This window comes from Kluyvera sp. 142486, from assembly GCF_046569695.1.
Classification (GTDB): domain Bacteria; phylum Pseudomonadota; class Gammaproteobacteria; order Enterobacterales; family Enterobacteriaceae; genus Kluyvera.
This window is the reverse complement of record NZ_JBKHUI010000009.1, coordinates 65842-83062: the sequence shown is the minus strand read 5'-3', so window position 1 is coordinate 83062 and position 17221 is coordinate 65842. Positions and strand designations below refer to the sequence as shown.

The following is a 17221-nucleotide window of genomic DNA, read 5'->3' as shown; positions in this document are numbered from 1 at the left end:
TAACGGTGTGAAGAGTGCCCGGCAGCGTGTAGACGCCGCCGGGCATTTTTTTACTCTGCGACCGCCTGCCAGCCCGCGCTGGCATCGGGATCAAAGTGGGCAATCGCCTGCGTTTTTTGTTCAGACTCAGCGCCCAGATTCGCTTCATAGACGCGATCGTTTTGGTCGATCATAAAGCTCATTACGCCGGTCTGCCCCCACTCAACCGGCCAGGCCAGTAGGGCAACGTCGCCTTTATCGCCTTCCGGCAGAATGCGGAAGCGGTAGCCGTGATAGCCTTCTCCCGGCGCATTGGGGCTGAAGTTTGGCCCTAATGGGCTTGGCGCTTCGCCTGGGGCCGCAGGCCAGTAGAGGCCATCTTTTTTACCTTCGCTGCTGATGATTTTCTGCGCCCATGCATGGTTCAACTGGTAGTAGTCCTGCTGAGCATCGACGTAAGCATGCATCGCCTGAATGGCCGACAGTTCGTTACGCCCAATCGCGCGGGTCAGGATCTCATCCTTCCCGGCGGCCATGTTAAATTCCCAGCCTTTGGCGCTTTTCTCCATCGGAATCGGCAGTCGCCAGCCGTCGTTGCCAACGTCCAACCAGGCGGTATTGGCCTGGGTGACGATGCGGTGACTGACCTGCCAGTCGCGCAGGAAGCGGTCAACGGCATCCTGGTCGACGCCGTTCGGCGGCAGGAACTGCTGCCAGTTATCGCCCAGCAGTTTATCCAACTCGGCATCATCTTTCTGGGTCACCGCATTAACCAGCGCGCTAGCAGCCTGGTCTGGTGTGGAGAAGGTTTGCTGCGCCAGCGCCATCAGTGGTGACATTGCCAGCGCCAGCAGCGCTATCTGTATCTGCTTTTTCATCACGTTATCCTTTAGCGTCGACGGAACTCATGGTGCCCGGCAGGGCCACCGCTGTGCTGCTCGCCGCCGAGCCCGGAGGCATGGCGGCTCTGCAACCCGCGAGACTGCTGCGCCTGCCATGACGGCGCGCGGCTTTCGTTACCGCTGAGCGCCGTGTTATGCAGACCGCCGCCGTTGGCGCGCAGCGCGCTGTTCTGGCCCATCATTCCGGCATTCAGATGCGGCGCCTGGCCGTTCAAGCGCTCGTGCGTTGGCAGATTTTGACGCTGAGTCGCGTTGAGCTGCGGACGCTGCTGGGTATGCTGAGTCGCCGCCGCGCGTTCGCGTTGCTGTACCGGGTGCGCCTGAGTACGGTTTGCCGGCGCGTCATAGCCGCGGAAGTTATTGCGCTGCGCCGCCTGATTCCACTGCTGTGTTGCCGCGTTACGCTGGGCATCACGCGAACCCATCCCGGCAGGGCTGGCGTTGCCGCGACCGGTATGCGTACGTTGCTGCAGTTGCGACATTGCCGCCTGACGCTGGCTGTCGCGGTTAGGTTGCGCGTGTTGAGTTGCACTCAACCCGCCAATCGCTTCGGTTTGATGCGGAGCAACGACGCCCGGCGTCTGGTGCGTGGCGCTCAGTCCCCCGGCGACGTTGGTCTGGTGGAACTGCTGAGCCACGCTGTTGTTCGGGTACGGCGTGTTGCCACGATACGCCGGGTTATGCTGCCATCCCATCGTCTGACCGCTGATATTCTGTCCGCTTATCTTGTTGAAGTTATTCACGTTAATGTTGATGTTATCGCCATTATGCTGATAGCCCGGTGGATGACCACCATGATCGTCATAGTGATCGTCATGATGATCATCGTCGTGATGATGATGGTCGTCATCATCCCAATCGATATTGCTGAAAATCGCATAGGTGGTTGCTACGCCAAGGCTATAGCCGAAGCCGCGTACAAAGCTGTCGGCAAACTGTTCCCCTGGAGGCGGCGGCAGATAGACCGGCGGCGCGGAGGTATAAGGCCAACTGCTGCCGTACACCACCGTTGGGTTGTAGTTCGGCACGTAGACCACCTGCGGGTTGCTCGGCTCAATCTTGATAACCGTTGGCGCACTGCTGGCGGTATGCGTCGAGTTCGAGGTAGATGAGGTCACGCGTTTAGTGGTGGTGACCGTCTGCTGCGGCGTCGACTTCAGCGAACTGGTCTGCTGGGCGAGCTGGCGCAGTTTCTGCACGGCGTCCATCACGTCCTGCGGTTGCGCCAGAAACGCGTTGCCGAGGTTAGTCACCCACTGTGGATCTTCCCCCATCATGCCCGTCAACTGCGGGAAGGCGACCAGCGATTTCACGCTGGCATCCCACGGCTGATTCGCCACGGCTTTCACCGCTGCATCGCCCTGCTGGCCGGGGTGATCTTTCGACCACTGCACCGCCTGCGTCACGTTATCCGGATAGGTTGAAGCCATCAGCACCTGCGACAGCAGCGGGTCTGGGTAGAGTGCGATAGGCGCTACCCACTGCGTGATTTGCGCGGTGGTGTAGGTGACCGGGGCTGGAGCGGCTTCAGGTACCGTCGCGGTGACTGCAGGAGGTGCGTCAGGAGTGACGGGCTCCCGGCTTTTGACGTACAGCGTACCGGCCGCAGCGAGCAACCCGGCGCTGCAGATAAGCGCAATATAGTGGGGTTTAAAGGGCAAAGTCATGGTGGTTCTCCAGGGAACTACACAGTCCGTAACAGAGGAGTCGGATATGCCGCGAGTATAATGAGGCTATTGTTTATTTTTTGATTAAAGCAGGGATTTCTGCGGTTGCTAGGAAAATCTGACAAGAGTTTACACAGCCTAGGGGAGGGAAAAACGGTCTACTGGCGGTGTGATGATTGCCCGTTTATTGTCCTCTTAGATGTCATGCTTTCATAACAAAATGTTTAATACCCCGGCCATTCGATGGTTTTTTTTCATCGTAAAAAGGCTTTTTTTAATCTGTTATATCAACATTAACGATTCAGCAAATATTTAATGTTGCTTTTTTGTAAACAGATTAACACCCCTCTGAAATCCTGCTATGCTGGCCTCGCGGTACCGGGCTTTTACCCTACAAACTGCTGTCTCACAGGAGCGTGAAGAGATCGCCGACCGCATATGACAATGAGAGCGAGGAGATACCGTCGTGCTAAAAGAATACCGTGAGCACGTAGCTGAGCGTGCCGCCGAAGGGATTGTTGCAAAACCCTTAGATGCTACCCAAATGGCCGCGCTGGTTGAGCTGCTGAAGAACCCGCCTGCTGGCGAAGAAGAATTCCTGTTAGACCTGTTAACCAACCGTGTGCCGCCGGGCGTTGATGAAGCCGCCTACGTTAAAGCGGGTTTCCTCGCTGCTGTCGCAAAAGGCGAAGCCACCTCCCCACTGGTTACTCCAGAAAAAGCCATCGAACTGTTAGGCACCATGCAGGGTGGTTACAACATCCATCCGCTGATCGATGCGCTGGACGATGCGAAACTGGCCCCGATTGCTGCCAAAGCGCTGTCCCATACTCTGCTGATGTTTGATAACTTCTACGACGTAGAAGAGAAAGCCAAAGCGGGCAACGCCTACGCGAAGCAGGTTGTTCAGTCCTGGGCTGATGCTGAATGGTTCCTGAACCGCCCTGCGCTGGCAGAAAAAATCACCGTTACCGTCTTCAAAGTGACCGGTGAAACTAACACCGATGACCTGTCTCCGGCGCCGGATGCCTGGTCTCGCCCGGATATCCCTCTGCACGCTCTGGCGATGCTGAAAAACGCCCGTGAAGGCATTGACCCGGATCAGCCTGGCTCCGTTGGCCCGATCAAACAGATCGAAGCCCTGCAGCAGAAAGGTTTCCCGCTGGCCTACGTGGGCGACGTTGTGGGTACCGGCTCTTCCCGTAAATCGGCGACCAACTCCGTACTGTGGTTCATGGGTGACGATATCCCTCATGTGCCAAACAAACGCGGCGGCGGCCTGTGCCTCGGCGGCAAAATTGCACCTATCTTCTTCAACACCATGGAAGATGCGGGCGCGCTGCCAATTGAAGTCGATGTTTCTAACCTGAACATGGGCGACGTGATTGACGTTTATCCGTTCAAAGGCGAAGTGCGTAACCACGAAACCGGCGAACTGCTGGCGACCTTCGAGCTGAAAACCGACGTGCTGATCGACGAAGTGCGTGCCGGTGGCCGTATCCCGCTGATTATCGGCCGTGGCCTGACCACTAAAGCGCGTGAAGCGCTGGGTCTGCCGCACAGCGACGTATTCCGTCAGGCAAAAGACGTGGCGGAAAGCAGCCGCGGTTTCTCTCTGGCACAGAAAATGGTCGGCCGCGCCTGTGGCGTGAAAGGGATTCGTCCGGGCGCGTACTGCGAGCCGAAGATGACCTCCGTAGGTTCTCAGGATACCACTGGCCCAATGACCCGTGATGAACTGAAAGACCTGGCGTGCCTGGGCTTCTCTTCTGACCTGGTGATGCAGTCCTTCTGTCACACGGCCGCATATCCTAAGCCGGTTGACGTGACCACGCACCACACGCTGCCAGACTTCATCATGAACCGTGGCGGCGTCTCCCTGCGTCCGGGCGACGGCGTTATCCACTCCTGGCTGAACCGTATGCTGCTGCCAGATACCGTGGGTACCGGCGGTGACTCCCATACCCGTTTCCCAATCGGTATCTCCTTCCCGGCGGGTTCTGGTCTGGTGGCGTTTGCCGCAGCGACCGGCGTGATGCCGCTGGATATGCCAGAATCCGTACTGGTCCGCTTCAAAGGCAAAATGCAGCCGGGTATCACCCTGCGCGACCTGGTTCATGCGATTCCGCTGTACGCGATTCGCCAGGGCCTGCTGACCGTTGAGAAGAAAGGTAAGAAAAACATCTTCTCTGGCCGCATCCTGGAAATCGAAGGTCTGCCGGATCTGAAGGTTGAGCAGGCGTTCGAGCTGACCGATGCCTCCGCAGAGCGTTCCGCTGCGGGCTGTACCATCAAGCTGAACAAAGAGCCAATCGTTGAGTACCTGACCTCCAACATTGTGCTGCTGAAGTGGATGATTGCGGAAGGCTACGGCGACCGTCGTACCCTGGAACGTCGTGTACAGGGCATGGAAAAATGGCTGGCGGACCCGCAGCTGCTGGAAGCTGATGCTGACGCAGAATACGCGGCGGTGATCGACATCGATCTCGCTGACATTAAAGAGCCAATCCTGTGTGCGCCAAACGATCCGGACGACGCGCGTCTGCTGTCTGACGTTCAGGGCGAGAAGATCGACGAAGTGTTTATCGGTTCCTGCATGACCAACATCGGCCACTTCCGTGCTGCCGGTAAGCTGCTGGATAACCATAAAGGCCAGCTGCCGACCCGCCTGTGGGTGGCTCCGCCAACCCGTATGGACGCGGCTCAGCTGACTGAAGAAGGTTACTACAGCGTGTTCGGTAAGAGCGGTGCGCGCATCGAGATCCCTGGCTGCTCCCTGTGCATGGGTAACCAGGCGCGTGTAGCGGACGGTGCGACGGTCGTTTCGACCTCAACCCGTAACTTCCCGAACCGTTTGGGTACCGGCGCTAATGTCTTCCTGGCTTCCGCAGAGCTGGCGGCGGTTTCCGCGCTGATTGGTAAGCTGCCAACCCCGGAAGAGTACCAGACCTTCGTGGCTCAGGTTGATAAGACGGCGGTGGATACCTACCGTTACCTGAACTTCGACCAGCTCTCTCAGTACACCGAGAAAGCCGACGGCGTGATCTTCCAGACCGCAGTATAAGGACGTAGCCCGGACGAGGTGCATAGCGCCGACTCCGGGAACTCCCCGGCGGCGCTACGCTTGGCCGGGCTACGAGAAAAGGCGAGAGTTTGAACTCTCGCCTTTTTTATTTTCTATTCCTCCCGCCGCTACGCTTTTTTTATTCCTTGGGACTGCGATAATTACCTATAGGTACAATGCAGCGGTGACGCATTGCCTTTGTAGAGGAACAGATTATGGATTATGAATTTCTGCGTGACGTTACCGGAGGGGTAAAAGTACGTATGTCGATGGGCCACGAAGTGGTCGGTCACTGGTTTAATGAAGAGGTCAAAGACAACCTCTCGCTCCTGGACGAAGTCGAACAGGCTGCACGTACCGTCAAAGGCAGCGAACGCTCATGGCAGCGCGCGGGGCATGAATACACCCTGTGGCTGGACGGCGAAGAAGTGATGGTTCGCGCCAATCAGCTGGAGATTTCCGGCGATGAGATGGAAGAGGGGATGAGCTACTACGATGAAGAGAGCTTGTCACTGTGCGGCGTTGAAGACTTTTTGCAGGTCGTTGCCGCCTATCGTGAGTTTTTAAAGCAGCGCTAACGGATGCGGAGCCTGTGGGCTCCGCGACGCGCATTATTTGACGTAGGCCAGCAGGCTCAACGAGTCGCGAGCTAGCGCTTTGCACTTCTTCGAAGTAGGAATGCCGATGCCGCTGAGATCGCGGTAGCTGTCTTCACCCAGCGCCTTCATGTTAAAGGTGTCGTAGTTGCTGAGATCCCACTGATTTTGCTGGGCAAAAAAGACCAATGCGCGACGAATTTGTGTGTTCGGCAGATTCTGGTAACCACAGTCGTTTTTCAGGAAGACAAATACCGCCGTGAGATCGGCCATATCTTCTGCTTCAGACTCGCTTAAAGCATAACTCGAACTGGACATCGCCAGCAGCGATCCAAGCAGTACCGTTCGGAAAAACGTCTTCATTTCTTCTACCTTACATCGTCGATATTCAACGTTAACATACTTCCAGAAGCGGCGGGAGGCTTTCTTAAAGCTTTCTGCTTGACCTTCCCGCAGGGGTAGGGTTTAAGCTCAATTAATCACCAGAAGCCGAAAAGGATGTAACGATGCATCGTCGTGATTTTATCAAACTCAGCGCCGCTATCGGCGTTGCCAGCGCCTTGCCTCTGTGGAGCCGTGCGGTATTCGCCGCTGAACGCACCATGCTTCCCATTCCTCCGTTGCTTGCCGCCGACGCCAATAATCAGATCTTGCTGACCGTTCAGGCCGGAAGGTCGCAATTTGCTGGAAAAACGGCGACAACCTGGGGCTACAACGGCAGCCTGTTGGGGCCGGCTATTCAGCTGCAGCAGGGCAAACCCATTACGGTGAAAATTAACAACGCCCTGCCGGAAGCGACTACTGTGCACTGGCACGGCCTGGAAGTACCGGGTGAGGTTGACGGCGGCCCGCAGGGGGTTATCCAACCGGGCGGCAGCCGGACCGTGACGTTTACGCCAACCCAGCGTGCGGCGACCTGCTGGTTCCATCCGCACCAGCATGGCAAAACCGGTCGCCAGGTAGCGATGGGGCTGGCAGGCCTTGTGCTTATCGAAGATGAAGATAGCCAGAAGCTGATGCTGCCTAAACAATGGGGCATCGACGATGTGCCGGTGATTATGCAGGACAAAAGATTTACCGCTGCCGGCGAGATTGACTACCAGCTGGATGTGATGAGCGCGGCGGTGGGCTGGTTTGGCGATACACTACTGACCAACGGCGTCACTTATCCGCAGCATACGCCGCCAAGAGGCTGGCTGCGTCTGCGTCTGTTGAACGGCTGTAACGCCCGTTCGCTGACCATCGCGACCAGCGATAAACGCCCGATGTATGTCGTTGCCAGCGACGGCGGGCTGCTGGCCGAGCCGGTGGAAGTCAATGAACTGCCGATGCTGATGGGCGAACGTTTTGAAGTGCTGGTGGATGCCCGCGACGGCAAACCGTTCGATATCCTGACCCTCCCGGTGACGCAGATGGGCATGGCCGTCGCTCCGTTCGATAAAGCGGTGCCGGTGCTGCACGTTCAGCCAATCGGCATTCCGGGGTCAGCAACGCTGCCGGATACACTCGTAGCAATGCCTGCGCTACCGTCGCTCGACGGGTTGACCGAACGTAAGCTACAGCTGTCGATGGACCCGATGCTTGACATGATGGGCATGCAGGCGCTGATGCAGAAGTATGGCAATCAGGCGATGGGCGGCATGGATCACGGCAGCATGATGGGCCACGGCGGCATGAATATGGATCATGGCGAAATGGGTAATATGCACCACGGCGATGGCGGCTTTGATTTCCACAACGCTAACCGCATCAACGGCAAAGCGTTCGATATGAACGTGCCGATGTTTGCTGCTGCCAAAGGGCAATATGAACGTTGGGTGATTTCCGGCGAAGGCGACATGATGCTGCATCCGTTCCACATTCACGGCACCCAGTTCCGCATCCTGCGTGAGAACGGCCAGCCACCGGCGGTGCACCGTGCAGGCTGGAAGGACACGGTTCGTGTTGAAGGCGGCGTCAGCGAAGTGCTGGTGAAGTTTGACCATAGCGCGCCGAAAGAGCAGGCCTATATGGCGCACTGCCACCTGCTGGAACATGAAGATACCGGCATGATGCTTGGCTTTACCGTTTAACCTGCCACCGGATAGCGGCCCCGCTATCCGGTAACCCTCTGTGGCAGATACAGATTTCAGCCATATCATTCGGCCAACTTCTCGCTATACTCCTGTGGTTAACTATTAATCACGAGGTAAGAATGGCTATCTTTGGTAAGGTTCTGGCAGCCTCTTTTGTCATGCTGGTGGCGGTGTCGGCGCACGCTGACATGAAGATGGAACGGAAAGACATTCCTCAATTAAAGCTGAGCATTGAGATCCCGCAGACCCTCACGCCAATGTCAGACGACATGGCGAAAATTAAATACCCTTCTGAAAACCGCCCGCAGGTTATCTATGGTGATGAACGTGGTAAAGCGTCCTTAGGCATCAGCAATGGGCGTCATGCGCTGCCCGCAGACAAGCTCGATGTGGCAAAGGATGCGACGCTGAACATGCTGAAAAACTTCAAGCCGAAGGCAGAAGCCGTGACGGTGGATGGGCATAAGGCGTGGTTGATTACCTTCCGCTCTCAGGCGCCGGATACTGACATTCTGAATATGCTGCTGGTGGCGTCAGAAAAAGATAAAGCCGTGCAGGCTGCGTTTAACATGACAAAAGATTTGGAAGGGCAGTATAAGGATGTGGCCAGGGCTTCGCTGCTGTCGATTAAGTTTGATAAGTGATGGAAATGTAGGCCTGATAAGCGTAGCGCCATCAGGCAATCCGGCGCACATGGCCGGATGGCGGCGTAAACGCCTTATCCGGCCTACATTTCCGTAGGCCAGATAAGGCGCTAATACTTACTTCGCGTCGTCAGGTAACGCATAGGCGACGATATAATCCCCCATCTTCGTCCCAAATGACCCGTGACCGCCTGCGGAAATGACCACGTACTGCTTGCCATTCACCTCATAGGTCATCGGTGTCGCCTGGCCGCCTGCTGGCAGACGACCTTGCCACAGTTTCTCACCGTTGCTCATGTTGTATGCGCGCAGGTAGTTATCGGCGGTTGCCGCGATAAACAGCACGTTACCAGCGGTTGAGATTGGGCCACCCAACATCGGCATACCCATATTGAACGGCAGCGGAACCGGCATTGGGAACGGCAGGCTATCCTGTGGCGTACCCAGACGTTTTTTCCACACCACTTCGTTGGTTTTCAGATCCAGCGCCGAGATATAACCCCAGGCTGGCTGTTTGCATGGCAGACCAAACGGTGACAGGAATGCGTTCAGCGTCACGCCAAACGGCACGCCGTACTGTGGCTGAATACCGGACTCGGTACCGCTGGACTTCGCGTCTTTCGGTGGCTCCATCGGGTTGCCTGGACCGCGTGGAATCAGCTTCGACACGAACGGCAGCGCCATTGGGTTAGCAATCGCCACCTGGCGGTTAGGGTCAACGGAGATACCACCCCATTCGAACATCCCCAGGTTACCCGGGAATACCAGCGTGCCCTGTTCGGACGGCGGGGTGAAGATGCCTTCATAGCGCAGTTTGTGGAACATCACACGGCACACCAGTTGGTCGAACATGGTGGCACCCCACATGTCCGCACCGGTCAGATCTTTCTTCGGACGGAAGCTCAGATCGGAGAACGGCTGGGTTTTGGTGACGTAGTCGCCTTTGGCTGCACCCTGAGGAACCGGTTTTTCCGGTGCCGGCACAACCAGCTCGCCGTTACGGCGGTCGAGCACGAAGATATTACCGGTCTTCGCCGGAGCGTAGATAACCGGCACCGTCTTACCGTCGACGCTGATATCTGCCAGCGTCGGCTGGGACGGCATATCCATATCCCACAGATCGTGGTGAACGGTCTGGTAGCTCCAGACAAGCTTACCGGTGGTGGCATTCAGCGCCACAATTGAGCTCGCGTAGCGTTCCTGCTCTGGCGTACGGTTGCCACCCCAGATATCCGGCGTAGTCACGCCCATCGGGAGATAGACGAGATCCAGCTTCGCGTCATAGGCCGCTGGCGCCCAGGAGTTTGGCGAGTTGAAGGTATAGTGTGAACCTGCTGGCGGGATAGCGTTTGGATCTTTCGCACCCGGGTCAAAGGCCCACAGCAACTTACCGCTGTTAACGTCAAAGCCGCGAATCACGCCGGACGGCTCGCGGGTAGAGAAGTTATCGGTGACCGCACCGGCAATCACGATGACTTTATCGGTGATAATCGGCGGTGAAGTTGGTTCGTACATGCCCGGTGTGGTGACCGGCATGTCGGTTTGCAGGTTGAGAATGCCTTTGTTGGCAAAGCTCTCGCACAGCTTACCGGTGTCGGCGTTGAGGGCGAAGATACGGCCATCATTCACCGGCAGGATAATGCGGCGAGGGCAGTCGGCAACCACGTCAGGGGACGCGTTTGCGGCGGTCGCTTCATGGTAAGAGACGCCACGGCAGGTCACATGCTGGAAGCTAGGGTCGGTGCCAAGCTGCGGGTCAAAGTGCCATTTCTCTTTACCGGTTGCCGCGTCCAGAGCAAACACGCGCTGGTGGGCGGTGCAGAGGTAGAGCATATTGCCAATCTTTATCGGCGTGACTTCGTTAGTGATTTCACCCGGATCGTTTGGTTGCTTCAGGTCACCGGTACGGAACACCCAGGCTTCCTTCAGGTTATGTACGTTGTCGGCGTTAATCTGCTTGAGCGGCGAGAAGCGCTGGCCTTCCTGGTTGCGCCCATAGGCTGGCCAGTCCTGGTCTGCGACCTGAGAGATGGGCTCCGCCGGTGTGGCGTCTGCGCTCAGCGTACCGTTCACTTCCTGCGGGTCATTAAAACCAGCCCAGGTAAGGATACCGGCGCTGATAATCAGCGCGACAACCAGCGCTGCCACGGCTCCGCTTGATGGCACCACCAGGCGACGCCAGACAAACGGCAAAATCAGCCAGACGCCGAAGATGACCAGTACGTCGCTACGCGGCGTGAGCGCCCAGAAGTCGAAGCCGACTTCCCACACGCCCCATACCATGGTTGCCAGCAGCAGCACGGCGTAAAGCCACAGCGCTGAACGCTTAGCGCGCCAGAGTTGTGCCGTAATGCCCAGCATCACCAGGCCCGCGATAGGGTAATACCAGGAACCCCCAATCGCGACCAGCCATACGCCGCCAATCAGTAAATACAAGCCGCAGAACGCCGCGAAGAGGGCGGTTAGCCTCCCGAGCAGTCCAGGACGTTGATGATTTGTTTCAGCCATAGAAAAGTGTCCGTTAGTTTGTTAATTATTGCTTTCATTTCATTATAGGATTTAACAAGTGTGATCGAAATCACAAATTGAGCTTTATTATCGAATTAGCCGCGTCAATCGTTTTGCTGGTATACTTTCACGCTTGCTGATCAACCTCGCGGCTCTGGGTTAACGGGTTGAGTGATTTACATTTAAAATCATGTGGTTAGTTAAATGAAACATACTGTTGAAGTGATGATCCCGGAAGCGGAGATCAAGGCGCGTATCGCTGAACTGGGTCGTCTGATTAACGAACGTTATAAAGACAGCGGTAGCGAAATGGTGTTAGTCGGTCTGCTGCGCGGCTCGTTCATGTTCATGGCTGACCTGTGCCGTGAAGTACAGGTTCCGCACGAAGTCGATTTTATGACGGCATCCAGCTATGGCAGCGGTATGTCCACCACCCGCGACGTGAAAATCCTCAAAGATCTCGACGAAGATATTCGCGGTAAAGACGTGCTGATCGTCGAAGACATTATCGACTCCGGCAATACGCTGTCGAAAGTGCGTGAGATTCTGAGCCTGCGTGAGCCAAAGTCGCTGGCAATTTGTACGCTGCTGGATAAACCAACCCGTCGCGAAGTTGAAGTGCCGGTTGAGTTTGTCGGCTTCTCCATCCCGGACGAATTCGTGGTGGGTTACGGTATTGACTATGCTCAGCGCTATCGCCATCTGCCGTATGTTGGCAAAGTGGTGCTGTTAGACGAGTAATGCGTGGGTGCCTGATGGCGCTTTGCTTATCAGGCCTACGGCGCAGGTTTGTAGGCCGGGTAAGGCGTTAGCCGCCACCCGGCAATTTCTGCGCTATTTATGATTGATATGCTTTAACTTGAGGTTGGAAATCCCGTGGCGGTAACGCTGCTCGAGGGTTTCGCGGCTGACAGCAGTCACATCAAGATCGCGCAGCAGGCCGTCGTGAATACCGTACGCCCAACCGTGAATCATCACCTTTTGCCCACGTTTCCATGCCGACTGCATAATCGTTGAGTGGCCCAGGTTATAGACCTGCTCCATCACGTTCAGCTCGCATAGCGTATCCATACGGCGTTCCGGCGGCATCTCGCCCAGTAATGAACTATGTTTGAACCAGATATCGCGGATGTGCAGCAGCCAGTTGTCGATTAACCCCAGCTCCGGGTTTTCCACCGCCGCCTGTACGCCACCGCAGCCGTAGTGGCCGCAGATAATAATGTGTTCAACTTCCAGCACATCAACGGCATACTGCACCACGGAAAGGCAGTTGAGATCGGTGTGGATAACCAGGTTTGCGACGTTGCGGTGAACGAACAGTTCGCCAGGCTCAAGCCCGGTCAGACGTTCGGCGGGGACGCGGCTGTCAGAACATCCAATCCATAAAAAGCGCGGTTTTTGCGCTTGCGACAGTTTCTCAAAAAACCCGGGATCCTCTTCTATCAGCATCTTTGACCATAGTGCATTGTTGCTGATGAGTGTATCTATGTCGTTCATGGAAGCGGTAACCCAGTAATTTTCGTTGGGTTAATATAGGGCAACTCCTGATTTATTAAAACCAAATATCAAGTATCAGAATGTAAGGTAAGCGAAAATCTATGACCATTGCACTGGAATTAGAGCAACTGACAAAGACCTATCCCGGTGGCGTACAGGCGCTGCGTGGGATCGATCTGCAAGTCGAAGCCGGTGATTTCTACGCGCTTCTGGGGCCGAATGGCGCGGGTAAATCGACGACCATCGGGATTATCAGTTCGCTGGTGAACAAAACCTCCGGGCGCGTGAGCGTATTTGGTTATGACCTGCAAAAAGATGTGGTCAACGCCAAACGTCAGCTCGGGCTGGTGCCGCAGGAGTTCAACTTCAACCCCTTTGAAACCGTGCAGCAAATCGTGGTGAACCAGGCGGGCTACTATGGCGTTGAGCATAAAGAAGCGGTCATCCGCAGCGAAAAGTACCTGAAGCAGCTTGATCTTTGGGAAAAGCGCAATGAACGTGCGCGGATGCTCTCTGGCGGGATGAAGCGTCGCCTGATGATTGCCCGCGCGCTGATGCATGAGCCAAAGCTGCTGATCCTCGATGAACCGACCGCAGGCGTGGATATTGAGCTGCGTCGCTCCATGTGGGGCTTCCTCAAGGATCTCAACGACAAAGGCACCACCATCATTCTGACTACTCACTATCTGGAAGAGGCAGAAATGCTGTGCCGCAATATCGGCATTATCCAGCGTGGTGAACTGGTAGAGAACACCTCAATGAAAGAGCTGCTCTCTAAGCTGAAGTCAGAAACCTTTATTCTCGACCTGGCGCCGAAAAGCCCACTGCCGAAGCTCGAAGGTTACAAGCACACGCTGGTGGATACCTCGACGCTGGAAGTGGAAGTGCTGCGCGAGCAGGGGATTAACAGCGTCTTTACGCAGTTGAGCGCGCAGGGCATCCAGGTACTGAGTATGCGTAACAAAGCGAACCGCCTTGAAGAGCTGTTTGTATCGCTGGTTCATGAAAAACAAGGAGATCGCGCATGATGCAGCTTTACTGGGTTGCGCTGAAAAGCATTTGGGCGAAAGAGATCCACCGCTTTATGCGTATCTGGATCCAAACGCTGGTGCCGCCCGTCATCACCATGACGCTGTACTTTATTATTTTCGGCAACCTAATCGGCTCCCGCATTGGTGAAATGCACGGCTTTACCTACATGCAGTTTATCGTGCCGGGCCTGATCATGATGGCGGTAATCACTAACGCCTATGCCAACGTGGCTTCGTCGTTCTTTAGCGCCAAATTCCAGCGCAACATTGAAGAGCTGCTGGTGGCACCGGTGCCAACGCACGTCATCATCGCCGGGTTTGTCGGCGGCGGTGTGGCGCGCGGCCTGTGCGTCGGTATTCTGGTCACGGCGATTTCGCTGTTCTTCGTGCCGTTCCAGGTTCACTCGTGGGTGTTCGTGGCGCTGACGCTGATCCTGACCGCGGTGCTGTTCTCGCTTGCTGGCCTGCTTAATGCGGTTTTCGCCAAGACCTTCGATGACATCAGCCTGATCCCAACCTTCGTGCTGACGCCGCTGACCTACCTCGGCGGGGTGTTCTATTCGCTGACGCTGCTGCCGCCGTTCTGGCAGGGACTGTCGCACCTGAACCCGATCGTCTACATGATTAGCGGCTTCCGCTATGGCTTCCTCGGCATTAACGATGTGCCGCTGGTCACGACGTTTGGCGTGCTGGTGGTGTTCATCGCGGCGTTTTACCTGCTGTGCTGGTATCTCATCCAGCGCGGTCGCGGCCTGCGCAGCTAACCGTGCTGCATTTCCCGGCAGGTAAAAATCTGCCGGGAACCGTTCTTTGACAGTCATCACCCCTATTTATTGATTGCTCGGCTAAACTGCTTGCCTGCTAAGGAGGTAAGCGATGTTAGGTTGGGTCATTTCCTGCCATGACGACAAAGCACAGGAACTGCTGGATCGTCTGGAAAAAAAATATGGGCCGCTGCCGCAGTGCCGGGCAGTCAATTACTGGCGAGGCCAGAGTTCAAATATGCTCAGCCGCATGATGTGCGACGCGCTGCATCAGACTGATTCCGGCGACGGGGTTATCTTTCTGACCGATAACGCCGGGGCTGCCCCTTATCGCGTGGCGGCGCTGATGAGCCATAAGCACAGCGGCTGCGAAGTGATCGCGGGTATCCACTATTCATTAATCGAGCAAATGATTCCTCTGCGGGATTCCCTCAGCAGCAGCGATTTTCGCGAGCGCATTGTGACGCTGGGTTCGCCCGGAGTGACCAGCCTGTGGCATCAGCAGCAGAAAAACCCGCCGTTTGTTCTGCTACACGACCTGTATGAGTCTTAAACATTGGTATTGATGTAGCTTTTGTTACAATAGTAAAGTCGTTTCCCGCTTCGGTTACTGCTCATGGCTATTCGTACGATTTTTGTCTTCCTGCTTTTCCTCACCGGTAGCGTCGCTGCCGCGTTGCCCACCCGCTATATGCAGACGACGGAAGACGCCACTATCTGGGCGCGTATCGGCAATAAAACCATGACCGTCGGCAATCTTCGCGCCGGGCAAATCATTGCCATTGAGCCGGACGTGGAAGATTACTACACCTTTAGCTTCGGCTTCGGTAAGGGCTTTATCGATAAGGGGCATCTTGAGCCGGTACAGGGGAAGCAGCGCGTTGAGGATGGGCTGGGAGATTTAAACAAGCCGCTGAGCAATCAGAACCTGGTCACCTGGAAAGATACGCCGGTCTATAACGCGCCGGACATCGGCAGCGCGCCGTTCGGTACGCTGGCGGAGAACCTGCGCTATCCGGTTATCAACAAGCTGAAAGATCGGCTCAATCAGACCTGGTATCAGGTCCGTATCGGTGAACGTCTGGCCTATATCAGCGCGCTGGACGCTCAAGTGGATAACGGCATTCCGGTCATCACCTATCATCACATTCTGCGCGATGAAGAGAACACCCGTTTTCGTCATACCTCTACCACTACCTCGGTGCGTGCCTTTAGCAACCAGATGACCTGGCTGCGCGATCGGGGTTATACCACGTTGACCATGTATCAGCTTGAGGATTACGTACATAATCGTACCAATCTGCCCGCGCGTGCGGTGGTGATCACCTTTGATGACGGGCTAAAGTCGGTCAGCCGCTACGCTTACCCGATACTCAAGCAGTACGGTTTTAAAGCCACGGCGTTTATTATCACCTCGCGTATTAAGCGTCATCCGCAGAAGTGGGCGCCGAAGTCGCTGCAGTTTATGAGTATTTCCGAGCTGGAAGGGATTAAAGACGTCTTTGATTTCCAGTCACACACCCACTTCCTGCACCGGGTAGATGCGCAGCGTCGGCCGATTCTGCTGAGCCGCAGCTATCACAACATCCTGTTTGATTTTAAGCATTCCCGGCGAGCGCTGTCGCAGTTCAATCCGCACGTGCTCTATTTGTCCTATCCGTTTGGCGGCTATAACAATACGGCGATACAGGCTGCGGGCGATGCCGGTTTTCATTTAGCGGTGACGACGGTGAAAGGGAAGGTGAAGCCGGGGGATAATCCGATGCTGCTGAAGCGTCTGTATATTCTGCGGACGGATTCGCTGGAGACGATGTCGCGGTTAATCAGCAACCAACCGCAGGGGTAAATAAGCGCTCCGCCGTGACGGAGCGCTCAGCATTACGCAACCTGAACCGGGATGGCTTTAGCGGTGCGTTTCATCTCGTTGTCGCCTTCGAAGTAAGCCACGTTCGGGCGCCAGGTACGCGCTTCTTCATCGCTCATGGTCACGAAGCTTGCGATGATAACGATGTCGCCGACGTCAGCGTTGTGCGCCGCAGCGCCGTTGACGGAGATGATTTTAGAACCGCGTTCAGCCGCGATAGCGTAGGTGGAAAAACGCTTGCCATTGTTCACGTTCCAGATATCGATGGCTTCGTTTTCCAGAATACCGGCGGCGTCGAGGAAGTCCTGATCAATGGCGCAGGAGCCTTCGTAGTGCAGGTCGGCATGCGTCACTTTCACGCGGTGGAGTTTGCCCTGCAGCATTGTGCGAATCATAGCGTCTACCTTTAATTCTTAACGGAAACAAAGCAGTTCACGACTGCTTTGAGAAATTTCGCAGGCAGTATTGCCCGATTTATACCAGGTGTCCATATGCGATTAACCTTGCTTACGATTAATTGCGTATCGTCACGCATAACCTACTGCAAACGGTATCGTCTTGCAGAATAGCGCCCCGGAGTCGGCGCTAACGCACCTCGTCCGGGCTACCCGATTGTAGCCCGCCGGGGCG

The 17221-nt window shown here is 55.9% G+C and carries 15 protein-coding genes; 9 read left to right on the top strand and 6 right to left on the bottom strand.

Annotated elements, in window-relative coordinates; all coding sequences use genetic code 11:
* Window positions 1–50: 50 nt before the first annotated feature.
* Together ACLGE8_RS11785 and ACLGE8_RS11780 are read right to left on the bottom strand one after the other, a co-directional pair.
* Window positions 51–857, bottom strand: coding sequence for a DUF2950 family protein (locus ACLGE8_RS11785; protein WP_410998665.1), 807 nt, complete (start codon window positions 855–857; stop codon window positions 51–53).
* Window positions 858–868: 11 nt separating this feature from the next.
* Window positions 869–2548 (bottom strand): DUF3300 domain-containing protein, encoded by a 1680-nt coding sequence (locus ACLGE8_RS11780; RefSeq protein ID WP_410998663.1) that lies wholly within the window; start codon window positions 2546–2548, stop codon window positions 869–871.
* Window positions 2549–3014: 466 nt separating this feature from the next.
* Between ACLGE8_RS11780 and acnB the strand changes: the two genes are divergently transcribed.
* Together acnB and yacL are read left to right on the top strand one after the other, a co-directional pair.
* The gene (acnB, locus tag ACLGE8_RS11775; protein WP_410998661.1) at window positions 3015–5612 is read left to right on the top strand and encodes a bifunctional aconitate hydratase 2/2-methylisocitrate dehydratase; all 2598 of its coding nucleotides are present in this window, start codon (window positions 3015–3017) and stop codon (window positions 5610–5612) included.
* A 215-nt stretch (window positions 5613–5827) separates the two neighbouring features.
* The gene (yacL, locus tag ACLGE8_RS11770; RefSeq protein ID WP_410998659.1) at window positions 5828–6190 is read left to right on the top strand and encodes a protein YacL; all 363 of its coding nucleotides are present in this window, start codon (window positions 5828–5830) and stop codon (window positions 6188–6190) included.
* A gap of 33 nt (window positions 6191–6223) precedes the next feature.
* On the opposite strand, the gene ACLGE8_RS11765 is transcribed toward yacL, so the two are convergent.
* Entirely contained in the window at window positions 6224–6571 is a 348-nt protein-coding gene (locus ACLGE8_RS11765) for a YacC family pilotin-like protein (protein ID WP_035891920.1), read from the bottom strand.
* 143 nt (window positions 6572–6714) lie between these two features.
* Here ACLGE8_RS11765 and cueO point away from each other — a divergent pair, with 143 nt between their 5' ends.
* On the top strand, window positions 6715–8280 hold the full coding sequence (cueO, locus tag ACLGE8_RS11760) for a multicopper oxidase CueO (RefSeq protein ID WP_410998657.1): 1566 nt from the start codon (window positions 6715–6717) through the stop codon (window positions 8278–8280).
* 122 nt (window positions 8281–8402) lie between these two features.
* On the top strand, window positions 8403–8927 hold the full coding sequence (locus ACLGE8_RS11755; protein WP_410998655.1) for a hypothetical protein: 525 nt from the start codon (window positions 8403–8405) through the stop codon (window positions 8925–8927).
* Window positions 8928–9044: 117 nt separating this feature from the next.
* On the opposite strand, the gene ACLGE8_RS11750 is transcribed toward ACLGE8_RS11755, so the two are convergent.
* Window positions 9045–11435, bottom strand: a complete 2391-nt coding sequence (locus ACLGE8_RS11750) for a glucose/quinate/shikimate family membrane-bound PQQ-dependent dehydrogenase (RefSeq protein WP_410998653.1) — start codon at window positions 11433–11435, stop codon at window positions 9045–9047.
* Between the two features lie 204 nt (window positions 11436–11639).
* On the opposite strand from ACLGE8_RS11750, the gene hpt reads away from it, so the two are divergent.
* Window positions 11640–12176 (top strand): hypoxanthine phosphoribosyltransferase, encoded by a 537-nt coding sequence (hpt, locus tag ACLGE8_RS11745; RefSeq protein WP_035891924.1) that lies wholly within the window; start codon window positions 11640–11642, stop codon window positions 12174–12176.
* 93 nt (window positions 12177–12269) lie between these two features.
* On the opposite strand, the gene can is transcribed toward hpt, so the two are convergent.
* Window positions 12270–12932, bottom strand: a complete 663-nt coding sequence (gene can / locus ACLGE8_RS11740) for a carbonate dehydratase (protein WP_333499102.1) — start codon at window positions 12930–12932, stop codon at window positions 12270–12272.
* Between the two features lie 101 nt (window positions 12933–13033).
* Between can and ACLGE8_RS11735 the strand changes: the two genes are divergently transcribed.
* The 4 genes from ACLGE8_RS11735 to ACLGE8_RS11720 all read left to right on the top strand — a co-directional run bounded on the left by ACLGE8_RS11735 (window position 13034) and on the right by ACLGE8_RS11720 (window position 16573).
* The gene (locus tag ACLGE8_RS11735) at window positions 13034–13960 is read left to right on the top strand and encodes an ABC transporter ATP-binding protein (protein ID WP_410998650.1); all 927 of its coding nucleotides are present in this window, start codon (window positions 13034–13036) and stop codon (window positions 13958–13960) included.
* Window positions 13957–14727, top strand: a complete 771-nt coding sequence (locus ACLGE8_RS11730; protein WP_035891927.1) for an ABC transporter permease — start codon at window positions 13957–13959, stop codon at window positions 14725–14727. Before ACLGE8_RS11735 ends, ACLGE8_RS11730 begins: the two co-directional genes overlap by 4 nt.
* 112 nt (window positions 14728–14839) lie before the next feature.
* Complete coding sequence (locus ACLGE8_RS11725; RefSeq protein ID WP_410998648.1) at window positions 14840–15280, top strand: PTS sugar transporter subunit IIA; 441 nt, start codon at window positions 14840–14842, stop codon at window positions 15278–15280.
* Window positions 15281–15343: 63 nt separating this feature from the next.
* Window positions 15344–16573: a polysaccharide deacetylase family protein gene (locus tag ACLGE8_RS11720; protein WP_410998646.1), complete on the top strand. Its 1230-nt coding sequence runs from the start codon at window positions 15344–15346 to the stop codon at window positions 16571–16573.
* Between the two features lie 32 nt (window positions 16574–16605).
* Here ACLGE8_RS11720 and panD read toward each other — a convergent pair whose 3' ends face one another.
* Window positions 16606–16986, bottom strand: a complete 381-nt coding sequence (gene panD / locus ACLGE8_RS11715; RefSeq protein ID WP_035891933.1) for an aspartate 1-decarboxylase — start codon at window positions 16984–16986, stop codon at window positions 16606–16608.
* Window positions 16987–17221 lie beyond the last annotated feature (235 nt).

Bases quoted from the DNA above. Each gene is read 5' to 3' on its own strand.
- ACLGE8_RS11750 (WP_410998653.1), bottom strand. From the start codon at position 11,435: ATGGCTGAAACAAATCATCAACGTCCTGGACTGCTCGGGAGGCTAACC.
- can (WP_333499102.1), bottom strand. From the start codon at position 12,932: ATGAACGACATAGATACACTCATCAGCAACAATGCACTATGGTCAAAG.
- ACLGE8_RS11765 (WP_035891920.1), bottom strand. From the start codon at position 6,571: ATGAAGACGTTTTTCCGAACGGTACTGCTTGGATCGCTGCTGGCGATG.
- cueO (WP_410998657.1), top strand. From the start codon at position 6,715: ATGCATCGTCGTGATTTTATCAAACTCAGCGCCGCTATCGGCGTTGCC.
- ACLGE8_RS11720 (WP_410998646.1), top strand. From the start codon at position 15,344: ATGGCTATTCGTACGATTTTTGTCTTCCTGCTTTTCCTCACCGGTAGC.
- ACLGE8_RS11730 (WP_035891927.1), top strand. From the start codon at position 13,957: ATGATGCAGCTTTACTGGGTTGCGCTGAAAAGCATTTGGGCGAAAGAG.
- yacL (WP_410998659.1), top strand. From the start codon at position 5,828: ATGGATTATGAATTTCTGCGTGACGTTACCGGAGGGGTAAAAGTACGT.
- ACLGE8_RS11725 (WP_410998648.1), top strand. From the start codon at position 14,840: ATGTTAGGTTGGGTCATTTCCTGCCATGACGACAAAGCACAGGAACTG.
- ACLGE8_RS11780 (WP_410998663.1), bottom strand. From the start codon at position 2,548: ATGACTTTGCCCTTTAAACCCCACTATATTGCGCTTATCTGCAGCGCC.
- ACLGE8_RS11785 (WP_410998665.1), bottom strand. From the start codon at position 857: ATGAAAAAGCAGATACAGATAGCGCTGCTGGCGCTGGCAATGTCACCA.
- ACLGE8_RS11755 (WP_410998655.1), top strand. From the start codon at position 8,403: ATGGCTATCTTTGGTAAGGTTCTGGCAGCCTCTTTTGTCATGCTGGTG.
- panD (WP_035891933.1), bottom strand. From the start codon at position 16,986: ATGATTCGCACAATGCTGCAGGGCAAACTCCACCGCGTGAAAGTGACG.
- ACLGE8_RS11735 (WP_410998650.1), top strand. From the start codon at position 13,034: ATGACCATTGCACTGGAATTAGAGCAACTGACAAAGACCTATCCCGGT.
- hpt (WP_035891924.1), top strand. From the start codon at position 11,640: ATGAAACATACTGTTGAAGTGATGATCCCGGAAGCGGAGATCAAGGCG.